We start from the raw sequence: 16,735 nt of genomic DNA, 5'->3' as shown, positions 1-16,735 counted from the left end.
AGTTGTTTCAAGGAGGCTTAGGAATGGGCAAGACCGGACGCAAGCGCCGTGCACGCAAGAAGAAGGGCGCTAACCACGGTAAGCGCCCGAACGCCTGACAGTAGGCGGCTACAGACAGCGAGGACCCCGGCCAAAACCGGGGTCTTTGCAATTTGGTCACAGGTGACACCAGACCACCATTGCCAGAGGTTTCGTATTCGGAGCGTCCGCACCCGAATACCGAATGCAATGTTCAAACGATCGTTGGGGATTCCGCGTGTTGTGATCTCCGGCACTCCGCCGACACCAGCCAAACCGGTCAAGTCGCTGTTGTGGATAACGCCAGCGCGTAGTCGGTGGCTCCTCCTAGAGTTAGCTCCGACGTCCGGAACCGAACGTAGCCGGCCGGGACACGAGGAGTGAGGGAGGTGGGATGCGCTGACCACGGAGAGTCTGAGCGAGTTGCTGCGTCGGTATCGCACTCGTGCCGGCCTGACGCAGGCCGCCCTCGCCGACAAGGCCGGCCTGAGCGAGCAGGCGATCAGCGTCCTCGAACGCGGCACCCGAAGCCGTCCCCGCCTCGACACGATCCGGGCGTTGACCGCGGTCCTCGGTCTCACCCCGGCGGAGGCTGCGGCGTTCCAGGCCGTTGCGCGGAGCAAGGGCCGCAAGGTCCAGAGCGCCGTACCAGGTGCGGAGGCTCCGGCCCCGGTCGACTCCCTGCCGATGCCGTGGCAGCTGCCGCCGGCCGTCCCGGACTTCACCGGGCGCGCCGCGCAGATCGACGCGATCCTGTCGGCGCTGCGGGACCCCTCCGGGCGCAACGGCGCGGTCGGGCTGGTCACGGTGACCGGGATGGGCGGCATAGGAAAGACCGCGCTGGCCGTTCAGGCCGCACACAAGCTGGCGGCCAGCTACCCCGACGGCCACCTGTATCTCAACCTGCGGGGGTACGGTCCGGGCAAGCCGATGAACACCGGCGACGCCCTGCGGCAGTTGCTGCGTTCGCTGGCTCTGGACCCGCAACTGATCCCCGAAGGTGTCGAGGAGGCCGCCGGCCTACTGCGATCCCAACTGGCCGGTCGCCGGGTGCTCCTGTTGCTGGACAACGTGACCGACGTGGCGCACGTCATGCCGCTCCTGCCGGGCAGCCCGGGATCGGCCGCGATCATCACCAGCCGGGGCTCGCTGGCGGCCTTGGCCGGCGCGCGGCAGATCCGTCTCGACGCGTTGTCGGAGACGGAATCCGCCGAACTGCTCTCCGGAGTCATCGGGCCGGACCGGGTCGCGGCCGAGCCGGAAGCCGCTGAGAGCCTTACGCTGCTGACCGGCCGGCTGCCCCTGGCGGTCCGGCTGATCGGTGCCCGGCTGGCGGCCCGGCCGAGCTGGCCGATCAGCCACCTGGTCGACCTGCTTCAGGACGAGGGACGGCGGCTCGACGGCCTCGGCTCGGACGAAACCGGCGTACGGGCCAGCATCGCCAGCTCCGTGCGCTTCCTGGAGACCAGCGATCGCGGCCACGATCGCGAGGCCGCCCAGGCCCTGCCGATGCTGAGCGTCCTCGACGGCCCCGATCTGCTCACTCTCGTCGCCGCCCACCTGCTCGACGTTCCCGTCCGCCGGGCCGACGCCGTCCTCGAGCGCCTCGTCGATCTGAACCTGCTCGAGGCCGTCGCCCCCGAGCGCTATCGCTTCCACGACCTCATTCGCGCCTACGCCCGCGAGCTGGCCGACGAGGCCCTGACCCCGGACGACCGCGACGCCGGCCTCGAACGCGTGCTGCGCTTCTACACCAGCGTCGGCTGGGCCTGTCAGGCCGTCACCCACGAAGCGAGTCCGCGACTGGCGCTCGCGACCAGCCGGGTCAAGCCGATCCCGGCCTTCGCCGACATGGCCACCGCGCTGCACTGGTTCGACGAGGAACAGCGCAACCTGATGGACAGGTTCGCTCAGGCGTCCGCCTCGACGCTGGCCGGATCCGCCCTGTTCCCCGAGCTCGCCCTCGCGTTGTTCGGCTACAACGAGCCGCGCGGACGCTGGACCGAGATGCGCGAGCTGGGTCGTGGCGCCGTCGAGCTCGCCCAGCAGCTGAACCTGCCGTTGATGGCGGCCTGGCTCCAGCACGACAGCGCCATCCCCGAGGTCGAGAACGGCGATGTGGAGTCGGCCGTCGGCTATCTGTTCAAGGCACTGGCGATGTTTCGCGAGCAGGCCGACATGGTCGGTCAGGCCCGCTGCTGCTCCTCCCTGACGTACGTCCTCGGCCACATCGGCCGTGTCAGCGAGGCCTTGGAGTTCGGCAACGAATCACTGCGGCTCAGCCAGCAGCTCGGCGACACGACGCTGGAGGGCGTGGCCTACACCGCGGTCGGCGGGCTCTACAACCGGGCCGGCGATCACGCGCGAGCCGACGAAGCCTTCGCCCACGGCGCCGCGCTCGCGGAGAAAGCCGGTGACACCCGGTCTTTGTTCAAGCGCCACATCAACGCGGGCTTCTCGCACCTTCTGGTCGGCCGCTACAGCGACGCCGTTGTCAGTTTGCAGCAAAGCCTGACCCTGGCCGAGAAGTCCCAGAACGACATCGGCCACACCGAAAGTCATCACACGCTCGCACTGGCATTCGCGGCGCAGGGCGATTACGAAACCGCCGCGCGGCACGCCGAGGCCGGACTCGAGCTGGCCCGGCGCCTCGACAACCGGATTCGCGAGGGTCGTCTGCTGCTCGAACTGGCCAGGATCAAGGCTGCCGCGGGTGATCGTTCAACTGCTGTCACGAATGCCGCCGCGGCCGCGGTTTTGCTGACCGGAGTCTCCCCGATCCATGAAACGTACGCCAAGGATCTAAGCGCTCTGCTGCAGCGCGGCGATCCTTACACGTACACCTTTACCACGCACTCGATCTGAAATACCGGACGTGTCAGTCGGTGCTGGTGATGCGGGTTTCGACCTGGATTTGGGTGAGGCGGAGGAGGATTTTCTGCCGGAGCGCGTCGGGGGCGTGGTCGGAGCCGCAGGAGCGGTGGACCAGCTTCTTGACGCAGCGTTCCAGGTCGTATTCGTCCAGGCAGGGGGCACACTCTTCCAGGTGCTGCCGGATCTCGTCGGTGCTGGCGTCCTGGAGTTCGTTGTCGATGAACAGGTACGCCCGCTGCAGGATCTCGCTGCAATCGACGTCGTGGTGCTCGCCGCAGCTCACGACTCCTCCTCGGTTCCGGTCTCGTCGGACGGGATCAGGCCGCGGTCGCGCGCGTAGTCGCCGAGCAGGTCACGCAACTGGCGGCGGCCACGGTGCAACCGTGACATCACGGTGCCGACCGGCGTCCCCATGATGTCGGCGATCTCCTTGTACGCAAAGCCCTCGACGTCGGCCAGGTAGACGGCCAGCCGGAAGTCCTCCGGGATCGCCTGCAGGGCTTCCTTGACGTCGGAGTCGGGCAGATGCTCGAGCGCGACCGCCTCGGCCGACTTCAGGCCGCCGGGAGTGTGCGACTCGGCGGCGGTGAGCTGCCAGTCCTCGATCTCCTCGGTCGGCGACTGCGTCGGCTGGCGCTGCCGCTTGCGGTATCCGTTGATGAAGGTGTTCGTCAGGATCCGGTACAGCCACGCCTTCAGGTTGGTGCCGGGCGTGAACTGGTGGAACGAGCTGTACGCCTTCGCGAAGGTGTCCTGGACCAGGTCTTCGGCGTCTGACGGATTACGGGTCATCCGCATCGCCGCGGCGTACATCTGGTCGAGGAAAGGCAGCGCCTCGCGCTCGAAGCGCGCGGTTCGCTGCTCGGGTGTCTCAGTCGTGGTGGGAGTCGGCATCGTGATCGAGAATACCGGGGTCTTCCCGGTGTCCCGCGCCGGAGCCTCTCTCGTCGCCATCATGCCTGCCACAACACGCCCGGGCGCGGGGGCATTCCCGCTCAGAACCGGGGTCTCAGCCGCTGACCACTATCCGGACACTTCGCGGCTGACCCATTCGAACACGGCTTCGACCAGCACGTCGTACGCCTCCTGCTGGCTCAGTTCGGCCCGCTTCGGCACCTTGAACGAGTGCTCGGCCTCCGGTACGACGGCCATCTCGGTGAGCGGAGGGAATTCCTCGGGGGTCCCGAACGGATCCCGCTCCCCCTGCACCACCAGCGTCGGCAGCCCAGCGCCCTGCAACTCGTCGACCCTGGACTTCTCCGGCTTGCCGGGCGCGTGCAGGGGAAAGGCGAGAGCCAGTACGCCGGAAGCACCCAAGCTGCTCGCGGTCCGGCAGGCCACTCGGGCGCCGGCACTGCGGCCGCCGATCACCAGCGGGGTGCGGATCCGGAGCTGGCCGATGATCGCGATCCAGGCCTCGTCGAGGATCTTCGGCCCGGGTGCGAGTTTCCGCCCGGCATGGCGCCAGGGCTGCTCGATCAGGAACACGTTGATGTCTTGTTTCGGCAGCCGGGCGGCCAGCGCGGCGAGGTCACCCGACTCGATCCCGCCGCCGGCGCCATGACCGAGCGCCAGCGTCGCCACCGGCCGCCGGGCCCGATGCGCCACGATCCGCGCGTCCCCGTGCGGCGTCCCCACAATCCGTTCGTCGGTCACCGCCCCATCCTGTCATCACCCGGCAACGGATCGGCGATGTCCGCGCGGTGCGTCAGAAGAGAGTGGTTTCCTCCGGGGCGTCTGGCTTGTCGATGGGGTCGACGCCGTCCGGTGGGAGCGGATCGATCAGGTGGGGGCCGTTGTTCTTCACCGAGCTGACTGCCTTGGAGACGGCGTACGCCTCCAGCCGGCCGGGCGCGGCCGGCACCAGCAGGCCGAGGAGGTCGTCGGGGTCGGAGCTCAGTGGGTCGAGCCAGGCGTCGTACCGCTCCCGCTCGACCAGCAACGGCATCCGGTCGTGGATGCGGCCGAGGTCATCGGTAGCTGTCGTGGTCAACACAGTGCAGGTCCACAGCCAGGCCTCGTCCCGGTCCGGGTCCTCGACCGACTTGTCCCGCCAGATCTCGTACAGCCCGGCCATCGCGAGCACGCCGCCGTCGGCCGGGTGGATGAAGTACGGCTGCTTGACCGGCTTGCCGTTCACCTTCTGCTCGGACTTGTACCACTCGTAGTATCCGTCGGCCGGAAGGATGCAGCGCCGGGTCGCGAACGCCTTCTTGAACGCCGGCTTCTCCGCGACCGTCTCCATCCGGGCGTTGATCAGCCGGCTGCCGATCGAGGTGTCCTTGGCCCACGACGGCACCAGCCCCCACTTGACCGTGGTCAGCTTCCGCACCGTCTCGTCCGGGACCTCCCGGTTCTTCCGCTCGACCACCGCGATCACGGAGTCGGTCGGCGCGACGTTGTAGTTGTCCGGCAGCTCCTGCACGGACCCGCGCACATTCCCCGCCTCGATCTCGAACTCGACGACGAGATCGGCAGGGTCCCGGCTGGACGCATATCGACCGCACATGCGACCAGCCTAGTCAGCCCCACCGACAGTTGTGACGGACAAGCGGCGGCGGATCGCCCACCCCGTGATGGTCGATCCGCCGCCGGCCTATGCGTCCGGGCGCCCCCCTGTAGGCGTCCGGACGCAGGTCCTAAGGTCTGGCCAGTTCGTCGAGCACCCGCCCGGCCATGGCGTCGGTGGTCGGAAGTCCTTCGATCCAGATCCGGGCCAGCTGGGGTACGTCGGTGTCCAGCCGCCACTGGGTGATCAGGGTTCGTACCGTCTCGACCTGCTCCGGCAGGTTCGGCTCGCGGCCGACGAGCGCCGCCGCGCGGTGTGAGCCGACGCGACCGAGTACGTCACCGCCGTAGAAGACGATCCGCAGGCACTCCGCCACGTCGACCAGCCGGAGTTCGCGGTCGAACGGCGACGTCCCCGCCGCAGTGAGCGGCTCGACAACCACCAGTGCGTGGGTCTGCGGTACGGAAGTTCCACGGAACTCCGCCTCTCGATAGAGCTCGCCGAGGCGGGACCGCAGATGCGACAGGCTGGACAGCCCGGTCAGCGGGTCCTCGCAGGAGAGCGAGTGGAGATAGACCAAAGAGGCCTCGGCCCAGCTGGAACTGAGTGCGCGTACCGCGGCGAAAGCCGGCTCGCCCCCGGCGATCGAGCGGTACAACGCACTCAGCCCATCAAGTGCCTCGAGCAACGAGACTCCGTCGGCCGCCAACTGCCGGCCGACCTCGTCACTCGCAGGCACGACATCGGCACCGTCGTGGAGCGCCTCGGCGATCGCGAGATAGGCGCTGTGGTCGGTGCCAGCTGTGCCGTGCGAGTCCCTCCACTCGCACGGTTGCTCATCGGGGGACGACGCCTCCGGCCGGGTCCGGGCGGGCGACCCCGCCAGGTTCAGGGACTTGGCCGGACGCAGGTCGAACCGTCTGCGGATGTCCGCGAACAGCGACATGGCCCTCCTCGAATAGCCCCGTCAGTCTCCCGACCGGTCGGCCGGAAGCGTCGTTCCAGGAGTGAGACAGAGCACGCAAGAGTTCATGACGCGGATTCGCCAAACTTTTTTCGCGTAACTTCCGCGTAGGCGTCGTCGTCAGGAAAGGAGCACCGTTCCGCGTCAGGAATGATGCGCACAGCCGTCCCACGTGGGAACCTTGTTCCCGGCAACGGTGTGACGGACCGTGACAACGTTGCACGGACAGTCGTGACAGAGCCCGCGGGGAGACCGATGGAGACGCCGGAAGGACCGAGCGACGCCGAACTGATCGCGCGCGTCCGCAACGGCGATCTCGAGGCGTACGGCGAACTGTTCGGCCGGCACCACCACGCCGCCGAGCGGATGGCCCGCCAACTCGTCCCCGCCAATGACGCCGACGACCTGGCCAGTGACGCGTTCGCCAAGGTGCTCGACGCGCTGCGCTCCGGCGGCGGCCCCGACATCTCCTTCCGGGCCTACCTGCTGACGACGGTACGGCGCGTGCACGTCGACCGGATCCGGTCCGGCCGGAAGGTCCAGGCCACCGACGACATCGCGGCGTACGAACGGGAGCCGGAGACCTTCGACGACCCGACCGTCACCGGCTTCGAGAGCGGCGCAGCGGCCAAGGCGTTCGCGAGTCTGCCCGAGCGGTGGCAGGCCGTGCTCTGGCACACCGAGGTCGAAGGCGAGAAGCCCGCGGCCATCGCTCCCCTGCTCGGCCTGACCGCGAACGGCGTCTCCGCTCTCGCCTACCGCGCCCGCGAGGGTCTGCGGCAGGCGTACCTCCAGCAGCACCTGGCCGACGTCGCCGGTGACCGCTGCCGCTGGACCACCGAGCGCCTCGGCGCGTACGTCCGCGGCGGCCTGACCAAGCGGGAGAACCGCAACGTCCGCGAGCACCTGGACGACTGCGTGAAGTGCACCGCGGTCTACCTCGAGCTCGTCGAGGTCAACAGCGCGCTGCCGGCCCTGCTCGCCCCGGCCCTGCTGGGCACCGCGGGTCTCGGCTACCTGGCCGCCGCCTCCGGTGCGAAGGTCGGCCTGGTCGGCTTCTTCGTCACCGGCTGGAAGAAGGCAACAGAGAACAGCACCCGTACGGCGGTCGGCGCCGGAGCGGTCGTGGTCGTCGCGGTCGCCGCCGTACTGGCCGCGATGGCGCTCACCGGCAACGACACTCCCCCGGCGGCGATCAACAATCCGCCGGCGCAACAGCCGACCCAGCCGCCGGGCAATCCGCCGACGGTCCCGCCGGTGAAGCCGCCGACGGTCAAACCGCCGTCCGCGAAGCCGACCACGGCTCCGACCACCGCACCGACGACCGAACCTTCTGAGCCTCCGGCAACGACCGCGCCAACCCCGACGCCACCGGCGACGACGACCACCACGCCCACACCACCGGAGCCGACGACGCCGATCCTGGACGAGGGCCTGCTGACCATCAGCATGCCGGCGGGCGGCGGTGGGCCCGCCACCCGTGCTGAGGGGACCGCGGCCGAGGGCGTGCGGTTCGTCATGACGATCAAGGCCCCGGCGGCGAACGAGAAGCCCGTGGTCGTCGGCCTCAAGTTCGGCAAGGCGCTCAAGTGGCCGCTGAGCGGCAACCCGCGCGGCTGGACCTGCACCCCGGCGACCGGCACCTGTACGGCGAACAACTCGGCCGCGCCCGAGCCGCTCCCGGTCACCTTCGACGCCCCCACTGGCGGATCCGCGGCCGACCGGACGTTCACGGCTTCGGCGAAGACCGGCCGGTACTACGACGATGACTCCGAGACCCTGACCGCCCCGCCGCGGGTCGACGAGAACCTGCTGAAGATCGTCGCCGGCAAGCCCGACCCGGACGTCCACCACCGCATCCTGACCGTCGCTCCCGGCACGGACCGGCCGAGCGTGACGCTGAAGATCACGTACGGCGCCTCGCTCGAGTGGCCGATCGCGGCGAACCCGGCCGGCTGGAAGTGCTCGGCCAAGACCCAGACCTGTACGGCGCTCACCCCGGCCAAACCAGCTCCGTTGCCGGCGAACTTCGACGTACCGTCGGGTGGATCGGCGACTGCCAGGACATTCACCGTGGCCGCGCAGGCCGGGCTGGTGAGCGACACGGACTCCGAGGTGCTGCCGGGGATCCAGCTGGACGAATCGCTGCTGCAGATCATCACGCCGACGCCGCAGACCGACCCGAACCCGTTCGTCTACAACCGGTTCCTGAAGGTGAACGGCGTCGCGAACCGCCGGGTCACCCTGGACATCTCGTGGGGACGCAACCTGTTGTTCCTGTCCGCGCTCGACAAGGGCTGGACCTGCTCACGGTCGACCGACGTCCGGCGCGCGACCTGCTGGACCGACGACTACCGCACGCCGTTCAACTCCGAGTGGTCCGCGTGGCTCCCCGGCACCGGCACCGCCAACCAGATCACCGTCCACGCCCAGGTCGGCGGCCGCCAGGACACCGACACCGCCCAGATCCCGCCCTCCACGACACGGCGCTAAGACCCTCTGTCTCGCTACCGTCTCCGACGGTGCAGCCCTCTCCGGTTCTCGACTCCTGGTTGAAGCGACCCCACACTGTCGCCGCGGCTCGTTCACCGCCATCATGATCGGCGGCGTGATCGTCGTCGGCGGTCTGCTCCTCGTGTTCCTCGCCGGCGTGCTTCTCGTCAGTCCTGATTTTCTCCGCGGCTGGACGGGACCGGTGATCAGCACGGTTGACGCAGCCCGCGTCTTCGTGGTCCTCAGCCTTGTCACCGTCGGCTTCCCCGCCCTCGCCTGGGGCGGCCTGCTGATCTGGATCTCAGCCAAGGCGTACCGGGGCAGGAACTGGGCTCGGGTGATCGCCACCATCCTCCTGGCGATCGCTGCCTTCCTCAGCCTCCCCTTGGTGCTGCGGCACGACGCGAGCGGCGTCGAGGTGCTCCTCGGTTCGCTCGGGCCGATCCTCATGGCGATGTCAGTTCTCCTGTTCTGGTTGCCGTCGTCCAACGCGTGGTACCGGCAGAGCTCAGCGGAAATGGTTTTGCCGGAGGCCGGTCGCCGGCCGTAGGCTGATCGTGTTCGCGCTGACGGAACCGAGTAGCGCCGTACGCCATGTTCGAGAGAGTCGCCGGTTGCTGTGAGGCGATACATGGAGCGGTGGCGAAGACACTCCTGAGCGAAATGCACGGCAAGAGGCCGGGTCCGTCGGATCCGGTGAAGGTGTGGTGGCACCGCGAGATCCCCTTCGCCCACACCTCCGGGGTACGAGACACGACCTGGAGGTGAAAACAGCGATGCGCATTCTCAGCCATGAGATCCCCTCAGCAGTAGGCCAAACCGTCACGGTGGCCGGCTGGGTGCACCGAAGACGACGGCTCGCCGCCGTCAGTTTCCTGATCCTGCGCGACCGGTCCGGCCTGAGCCAGATCGTCGTGAAGGCGTCGGAAACCCAAGCATTACTGGACGAACTCGGTGAAGAGACCGTCGTCCAGGTGACCGGTACGGTCGCCGCCAACCCGCAGGCGCCGGGTGGCGCGGAGATCGTCGACCCGGTGATCGAGCCGCTGACCGAGCCGGCCCAGACGCCGCCGATCGAGCTCTGGCGTCCCACGGTCGGCGCGGGACTGCCCGTCGTACTGGACAACGCGCCGGTCGCCCTGCGGCATCCGGCGGTCCGGGCCGGCTGGGAGATCGCCGCGGCGGCGCTGCACGGGTTCCGCACGGCGCTGGACGGCCAGGGTTTCACCGAGATCCAGACGCCGAAGATCGTCGGTACGGCGACCGAGTCCGGAGCCAACGTGTTCGCGCTGGACTACTTCGGTGGCCCGGCGTACCTGGCTCAGTCGCCGCAGTTCTACAAGCAGACGATGGTCGGAGTGTTCGAGCGGGTCTTCGAGGTCGGCCCGGTGTTCCGCGCCGAGCCGCACGACACGGTCCGGCATCTGGCCGAGTACGTGTCGCTGGACGCCGAGTTCGGGTTCATCCAGGACCATCGCGACGTTCTCGCCGTACTGCGGTCGACCATTGCCGGAATGCTGGCCGCGGTGGGTGAGCGGGCCGGCAGTGCGTTGGAGCGGCTCGGGGTGGAGGTGCCCGAGATCCCGGTCGACGTGCCGGTGCTGCATTTCAGCGAGGCGCTGAAGATCGCCGGGGCGGACCCGGACGAGCCGGACCTTTCGCCGGCCGACGAGCGCGCTGTTGGTGCCTGGGCGCTGCGCGAGCATGGCAGTGACTTCGTCGCGGTCGAGGGCTATCCGATGGTGAAGCGGCCGTTCTACACGCATCCGCAGCCGTCGGACCCGCGCTGGTCCAACTCGTTCGACCTGCTGTTCAGGGGCGTCGAACTGGTGACGGGCGGCCAGCGACTGCACCGCTACAGCGACTACGTGGCGGCGTTGGCGGCGCGGGGTGAGTCGGCGGAAGCACCGGCGTACAGCTCGTATCTGCAGGCGTTCAGGCACGGGATGCCGCCGCACGGCGGGTTCGCGATCGGGCTCGAGCGGTTCGTGGCGCGGCTGACCGGCGCGGAGAACGTCCGCGAGGTCACCCTGTTCCCCCGCGACCTGCACCGGCTCACGCCCTAGTGGACACCACCAGTTAGGCCGTCGCAGACCTGAGCGTTGCCAAGAGCACCGGATTCAGCCGCGGGTCCGGCGGGCGAACTCGTCCGCCGGGCCCGACGCGGCCGGGTACGGTGCGGCCAGGTACGGCGCCGCGCGGCGGATGCTCGGGTGGCTCGATGCATGATGAGCTCATGGTGAGTGAGGTCGAGCGGCGGGTGCTCGCGGCGATTGACGATGATCGGATTGTCGACGATCTGCGGGAGCTCGTGCGGATCCCCAGTGTTGACGGGACAGCCGCCGAGGGCGACGTCCAGGCATGGTGTGCGGACCGGCTGTCGGGGCTCGGTTTGATTGTCGACAATTGGCGGATCGACATTCCTACGGTGAGCGCCGACACGACGTTCCCCGGGATGGAAGTGGCGCGCGACGAGGCGTGGGGGTGTGTCGGCGTCCTCGGCGGGGACGGGACGCCGGGGCTGATTCTCAACGGGCATGTGGACGTGGTGCCGGCGGGAGTGTGGCCGGACGGGAATCCGTTCTCGGCGCGGGTCGAGGACGGGATCATGTGGGGCCGCGGGACCTGCGACATGAAGGGCGGTGTCGCGGCGATCCTCGGCGCGGTCGCGGCGATCGTTGCCTCTGGCATCAGCTTGCGCAGGTCGCTGGCCGTGCACACCGTGATCGGCGAGGAGGACGGCGGCGTCGGTACGTTCGCGACCCTGCGCCGCGGTCACACCGGCGAGGCGTGCCTGATCGCCGAACCGACCGCGGGCTGTGTCATACCGGCCAACGCCGGGTCGCTGACCTTCCGGCTGGAGGTGCCCGGACTCGCGACGCACGGCTCGACCCGGACCCGCGGGGTCAGCGCGATCGAGAAGTTCGTCGTGATCCAGGCCGCGTTGCAGGCCCTGGAGACCGAGCGCAACCGTGATCCACACCCACTCCTCGCCCACCTCGACCTGGCGAACCCACTGTCCGTCGGCACGATCCACTCCGGCGACTGGGCCAGCACCGTCCCCGACGTACTCGTTGCGGAGGGCAGGTACGGCGTACGCCTCGGTGAGTCCCTGGCCGACGCCCGGACCGCCTTGGAGTCCGCGGTCGCCGAAGCCTGCGCCAAGGACGACTGGCTCCGCGACCACCCGGTCAAGGTCACCTGGCCCGGCGGCGCCTTCGCGTCCGGTCTCCTCCCCGACGACCACCCACTCCTCGCCGACACCCTCCAGGCCGCCACTGACGCCGGAGGCCCAACTCCGAAGGTCAAAGGCGCACCGTACGGCTCGGACCTCCGCCAGTACGCCGCTGCCGGCATCCCCACACTCCAGTACGGCCCAGGCGACGTCCGCTACGCCCACGCCACCGACGAGCATGTCCGTCTCTCGGAGGTCCTCCACACAGCCCGCGCCTACGCCCTCCTAGCCCTACGCCGCTGCGGCTAGCCCTCTCGTCTTTGCAGCTCCCTTGGCCCGGCCGAGCAGGTGATAGAAATCCCCCATGAAGCCGTTGCGGGGGCGTGCGGAGGAGCTCGGCCGGCTCCTGGACGCACTGCGGGCAGCTGAGGGCGGGACAGCATCTCTGGCTGTCGTCACAGGCGAGCCCGGCATCGGCAAGTCCGCTCTGCTGGCGGCAGCTGTCGAGCAAGCTGAGCGGCGTGGCTTCCTGGTGGCCAGCGCAGCAGCACACCAGACCGACAACATCAGCCCACTCGCCTCCCTCGCACCAGCCCTCAGAGCCGGCCAGCACGCTCTCATCGACACAGCCCAGTTCCTGGAGCTCGGAAGCCTCAACACCCAACCACTCTGGCTGGCCGAGCGCCTGGCCGACCTCATCGGCCGCCGCCTCGAGGGCACGTCCGCACTGATCGTGCTGGACGACGCCCAGTGGTCCGACCCCCTCACAGCCTTCGTACTGCGCGTGGTCATCGCCCGTCTCTCCACCACGAAGCTCCTCTGGCTCCTGGCGACCCGACCGACCCCCGGCGGCATGACCGACCAGCTGACTGAGGCAGTCGGCCCACAGGTCCCGGTGCACTCGATTGCCCTGACCCCACTCGCCCCGGACGCCATCCAGGACATCGCCGCAGACCTCTTGAACGGCCCAGTCGACCCTGCCCTCGCCGTGCAGCTGGCTGGTGTACAAGGCATCCCGTTCCTCGCCGAGCAACTCATCGCCGGCCTCTACCTCGACAACCCCGCAGACTCGACCGGTCCGCTGCCCACCGGCCTGGTCGAGGGCGTACGGCGTCGTACCAGCGGACTGAGTGAGCTCGGCCGCACCCTGGTGCGGACGGCTGCGGTGTTCGGCAGCGAGTTCCGGCTGGAGGACGTCGCCGTACTCATGGCTGAGCCGGTCGCCAAGTTGGCCGTGCCGTTGGACGAGGTGATCCAGGCCGGGCTGCTGACCGACTCCGGTTCGGTACTGCGGTTCCGCCACGAGCTACTGCGGTCCGCAACGCTGGCCGACGTACCGCCGTCTGCTCAGCGCGCACTCCATGGCGCCATCGCCGAGCAGCTCATCTCGGCCGGACGTGGACCGGCCGCAGCGGCTCCACATGTGGTGGCGGTCGCACAGCCCGGCGACGCGGCCGCAGTACACACCTTGCGTGAGGCGGCCTGGGACCTCCTCGCAACGATGTCGACGACCGCGGCCGAGGTTATCCAGCAGGCATTCGACCTGACCCTGGTCGACGATCCACTCCGGGCCGAGGTCGGTGACGACGTGGTCAGTGTCCTACTCGCCGCCCGCCAGTACGACCGTGCAAAGGCCTTCGCCGACGACCTGCTCAGCGGTACGGCGCTCTACCGCGGTCCCATCACACCTGACCTCCGGGCGTCACTCCGACTGCTGTTGGCCCCACAGCAGTGGGCAACCGGCCGACTGGATGTCCAAGAGCTCACCGTCGACAACGCAGCACCGCACCTCGCTGAGCGGCTGGCCGCCTACCGAGTCCTGACAGGCGCAGAAGCTCCAGGCACACCGGACGATCCCGAAGCGACCGCACTGCTCCAGGTCGCTGCCGCCGAGCGCGCCCGCGCCGAGGGCAGGTACGAGGTAGCCCGCGACCTGTACGTCGAGGCGCGGCGGGCAATCACTGATCTGCCAGACGCCCTGGTCGAGGTAGGTGAGCTCTACTGCCGTGCGGAGGCTGACGAGCTTCCGACGGCGTTGGAGCGCGTGCGCGAGTTGCTGAGCGCCGGCGACTCGTGGTCCGCACCTCAACTCGCAGTACTCCGGGCAAGGCTCGAACTGGCAGCAGGCAACCTGCAAGACGCGGAAGACGCCGCCAAGACCGGTCTGCGGTGGATGACCGACCTCCACGACACCACACACGCACCAGTCGCGCAGCAAGTGCTCGCCCTGATCGCTCTGCTACGCGGCCACCTCACCGAGGCCCGGGAACTCGCGGGGCACGATCCGACCATCAACGCGCTGCTCGCCATCGCCGACGGCGACACCAAGGCCGCCACCCGGTTGTACGACGTACCACTCGACTTCCCCCAACGGACCGACATACTCGTGCAGGCAGACGCCAAGGACCAGCTGGCCGCCCAGGCCGCGGCAACTGCCTCGACAGCCTTCCGGGGAGCTGCCGAGTTGGTGGCCGCTGGCAACGACCTGAAGAGGCTGGCGGCAGCGACAGAGCTGTTGCGCGAGGCCCACCGACCAGTGCTCCTGGCACGAGCCGAGGAACGCTACGGCCGGGCCGAACTCGAGATCGGCGACCGGGCGACCGGCATCGCGACGCTGGAGCACGCCCTCGACACCTTGACCACGCTCGGCGCCACCGCGCCCGCCAGCCGGATCCAGGCCGTGCTCCAGGCAGCCGGGGTACGGCGACGTCGCTGGGCCGCTGTGGCACCCCGTGCCGAGGAGGGCTGGGAGGCGCTCACCCCGATGGAGCGCCGGGTCGCGCTGCTCGTCGCAGAGGGCCACACCAACCGCTCGGCCGCCGAGGAGCTCGTCCTCTCCGCCAGCACCGTCGGCACCCACCTCCGCTCCGCCTTCGGCAAACTCGGCGTCAACTCGCGGGTCCAGCTGACCCGCCTGGTGCTGGAAAGGTTCAGTCCTCCCCCGAACGCATGAGTTTTGGGTGCACCCAGGCCGGCAACGGCGCGATCCGAGGCCGGCAAGTTCAGCTGTTCAGTCGATCCGCCGGACCGGCCGCACGCGGTTTCCTTCTTGCAACGTCAACCGAAGGAGATCGAGAACAATGACTGACAAGACCCCGACCGTCGTCCTGGTGCATGGTGCGTTCGCGGACGGTTCGAGCTGGTCCGGCGTGATCGAGGAGCTGACCAACCGCGGCATTCCCGCCCTGGCGGTGGCGAACGAGCTGCGCGGCGCCGGCATCGACGGCAGCCGGGTCGCCGCCCAGGTCCGCGAGATCGACGGCCCGGTCGTCCTGGTCGGGCACTCGTACGGCGGCGCCGTGATCACCAACGCCGCGAACCAGGCCGACAACGTGGCCGGCCTCGTCTACGTCGCCGCGTTCGCCCCGGACGAGGGTGAGAGCCTGCAGGATCTGCTCGGCAGCTTCCCCGCCAACGACTTCGCCTCCGGTCTCGTCCCGCACCAGCTGCCGACCGATGACGGCGGTGCGGAGACGTTCCTGAGCATCGCGCTGGACAAGTTCCCGGCACTGTTCGCGGCCGACGTACCGACCGCGGAGCTGCTGGGCCGGTTCCAGCGCCCGATCGCGGCCGCGGCCTTCGAGGAGAAGTCCGGCCCGGCGAGCTGGAAGAGCCTGCCGGTTCACGCGTTGGTGGCCACCGGCGACCAGGCGATCCACCCCGACGGCCAGCGCACGATGGCGGCCCGCGCCAACGCCACCACGATCGAGGTCAACGCCTCCCACGCCGTCGCGGTGTCCCAGCCAAAGGCCGTCGCCGACCTCATCGCCACCGCCGTCGAGGCAACTCGATAAGACGGTGACAGCTCAGCCGGGGAGCTGGCCGGTGTCGAGCACATGCTCGGCGACGTCGCGCAGTTTGGTGTTGTTGTCCTGGGAGTAGCGCCTCAAGATCTCGAAGGCGCGGACGTCATCGATGCTGAACCGTTCTCTGAGGATGCCGACGGCCTGGCCGATCCGTTTGCCGGACTCCACCGCCTCGAGCAGCGAATCGTGCTGTTGGGCCGAGGCGATCGCCACGGCGCCGTAGGTGGCGAGGCGAGGCGCTCTGATGTCGGCGGCGTCGAAGGTGTGCGGTTGGTCACCGGTCAGGTTCAAGGCGCCCAGGGTGGAGCCGCCCGCGTTGAGGGGGATGCTGAAGACCGAGCGGCCCCGAGGCGTGACTTCGCGACTCCACCGTGGCCAGCGGGTCTCAGCGGCGGTGTCCGGGACGAGAACGCTCAAGCCGGTCGAGATCGCCGTAAGGCAGGGGCCCTCACCGACCTCGAGCTGAGCGGTCAGTGCGGCGCGGGACGCGTGGTCGGTCGCCGCGGCCGGTGCGATGCCGGTACGGCGCTTCAGCGCGACGGTCGCGTGGTCGCATTCCAGGAACTCGACGGCGAAGGACAGGAAGCGATCGACGGTCTCTTGGGTGTCCGAGGCCTCGTACAGCTGGACGACCAGGTTCTCCAACCGGTCTTCGTCGGGCACGAACACCGACCTGGCGGCCGGGGGCACGCTGATCATCGGCTCTGCCCCGGGATTCGCCGATGGATCTCCGGGGACGGCTTCGGGGAAGTTCATTGGCTTCTCCAAGTCGGAACCGGGGCTCCATCCCGCTGATGCTCGTCCGGCACACCCACCGTTGGTGACGTGCTGTACCGGGTCAGACGAGGCCGGGAGGCTCCGACTGCCATCCACTCGGAAAGCAGATAGGAAGACAG

At 69.0% G+C, this 16,735-nt stretch carries 14 protein-coding genes; 8 read left to right on the top strand and 6 right to left on the bottom strand.

The genetic code is table 11. From position 1 onward, the window contains the following. Positions 1–23: 23 nt before the first annotated feature. Together V9K99_RS42815 and V9K99_RS35405 are read left to right on the top strand one after the other, a co-directional pair. Positions 24–98: a 50S ribosomal protein bL37 gene (locus tag V9K99_RS42815; protein ID WP_369759046.1), complete on the top strand. Its 75-nt coding sequence runs from the start codon at positions 24–26 to the stop codon at positions 96–98. Between the two features lie 343 nt (positions 99–441). Then, positions 442–2,883 carry a helix-turn-helix domain-containing protein gene (locus V9K99_RS35405; protein WP_337011932.1) on the top strand — a complete coding sequence of 814 codons (2,442 nt, stop codon included), beginning with the start codon at positions 442–444 and terminating at the stop codon, positions 2,881–2,883. Positions 2,884–2,896: 13 nt separating this feature from the next. Here the strand turns inward: V9K99_RS35405 and rsrA are convergent, their stop codons facing one another. From rsrA to V9K99_RS35380, 5 genes are all read right to left on the bottom strand, one after another. Then, entirely contained in the window at positions 2,897–3,175 is a 279-nt protein-coding gene (gene rsrA / locus V9K99_RS35400; RefSeq protein ID WP_337011930.1) for a mycothiol system anti-sigma-R factor, read from the bottom strand. Next, positions 3,172–3,786, bottom strand: a complete 615-nt coding sequence (locus tag V9K99_RS35395) for a sigma-70 family RNA polymerase sigma factor (protein ID WP_132207908.1) — start codon at positions 3,784–3,786, stop codon at positions 3,172–3,174. Before V9K99_RS35395 ends, rsrA begins: the two co-directional genes overlap by 4 nt. Before the next feature lie 129 nt (positions 3,787–3,915). Further along, on the bottom strand, positions 3,916–4,548 hold the full coding sequence (locus V9K99_RS35390) for an alpha/beta hydrolase family protein (RefSeq protein ID WP_337011928.1): 633 nt from the start codon (positions 4,546–4,548) through the stop codon (positions 3,916–3,918). 52 nt (positions 4,549–4,600) lie between these two features. Further along, positions 4,601–5,401: an SOS response-associated peptidase gene (locus V9K99_RS35385; protein WP_337011926.1), complete on the bottom strand. Its 801-nt coding sequence runs from the start codon at positions 5,399–5,401 to the stop codon at positions 4,601–4,603. Positions 5,402–5,531: 130 nt separating this feature from the next. Then, a complete protein-coding gene (locus tag V9K99_RS35380) occupies positions 5,532–6,347 on the bottom strand; it encodes a hypothetical protein (RefSeq protein ID WP_337011924.1) in 816 nt (271 codons plus the stop codon). Positions 6,348–6,620: 273 nt separating this feature from the next. Between V9K99_RS35380 and V9K99_RS35375 the strand changes: the two genes are divergently transcribed. The 6 genes from V9K99_RS35375 (at position 6,621) to V9K99_RS35350 (ending at position 15,827) form a co-directional block, all read left to right on the top strand. Next, on the top strand, positions 6,621–8,858 hold the full coding sequence (locus V9K99_RS35375; protein WP_337011922.1) for a sigma-70 family RNA polymerase sigma factor: 2,238 nt from the start codon (positions 6,621–6,623) through the stop codon (positions 8,856–8,858). A 103-nt stretch (positions 8,859–8,961) separates the two neighbouring features. Next, positions 8,962–9,408 (top strand): hypothetical protein, encoded by a 447-nt coding sequence (locus V9K99_RS35370; protein ID WP_337011920.1) that lies wholly within the window; start codon positions 8,962–8,964, stop codon positions 9,406–9,408. Positions 9,409–9,634: 226 nt separating this feature from the next. Further along, positions 9,635–10,924, top strand: coding sequence for an aspartate--tRNA(Asn) ligase (gene aspS, locus V9K99_RS35365; protein ID WP_337011918.1), 1,290 nt, complete (start codon positions 9,635–9,637; stop codon positions 10,922–10,924). A 155-nt stretch (positions 10,925–11,079) separates the two neighbouring features. Beyond that, positions 11,080–12,342 (top strand): ArgE/DapE family deacylase, encoded by a 1,263-nt coding sequence (locus tag V9K99_RS35360; protein ID WP_337011916.1) that lies wholly within the window; start codon positions 11,080–11,082, stop codon positions 12,340–12,342. Positions 12,343–12,397: 55 nt separating this feature from the next. Further along, complete coding sequence (locus V9K99_RS35355) at positions 12,398–14,986, top strand: ATP-binding protein (protein WP_337011914.1); 2,589 nt, start codon at positions 12,398–12,400, stop codon at positions 14,984–14,986. Positions 14,987–15,113: 127 nt separating this feature from the next. Then, entirely contained in the window at positions 15,114–15,827 is a 714-nt protein-coding gene (locus tag V9K99_RS35350; RefSeq protein ID WP_337011912.1) for an alpha/beta fold hydrolase, read from the top strand. A gap of 12 nt (positions 15,828–15,839) precedes the next feature. Here the strand turns inward: V9K99_RS35350 and V9K99_RS35345 are convergent, their stop codons facing one another. Next, the gene (locus tag V9K99_RS35345; RefSeq protein ID WP_337011911.1) at positions 15,840–16,538 is read right to left on the bottom strand and encodes a GAF and ANTAR domain-containing protein; all 699 of its coding nucleotides are present in this window, start codon (positions 16,536–16,538) and stop codon (positions 15,840–15,842) included. Between the last annotated feature and the right edge of the window lie 197 nt (positions 16,539–16,735).

Origin of the sequence: Kribbella sp. CCNWLW201, from assembly GCF_037203805.1 — a bacterium.
Classification (GTDB): Bacteria; Actinomycetota; Actinomycetes; order Propionibacteriales; family Kribbellaceae; genus Kribbella.
The sequence above is the reverse complement of the archived record's forward strand: the minus strand, read 5'-3'. Positions and strand labels throughout refer to the sequence as shown.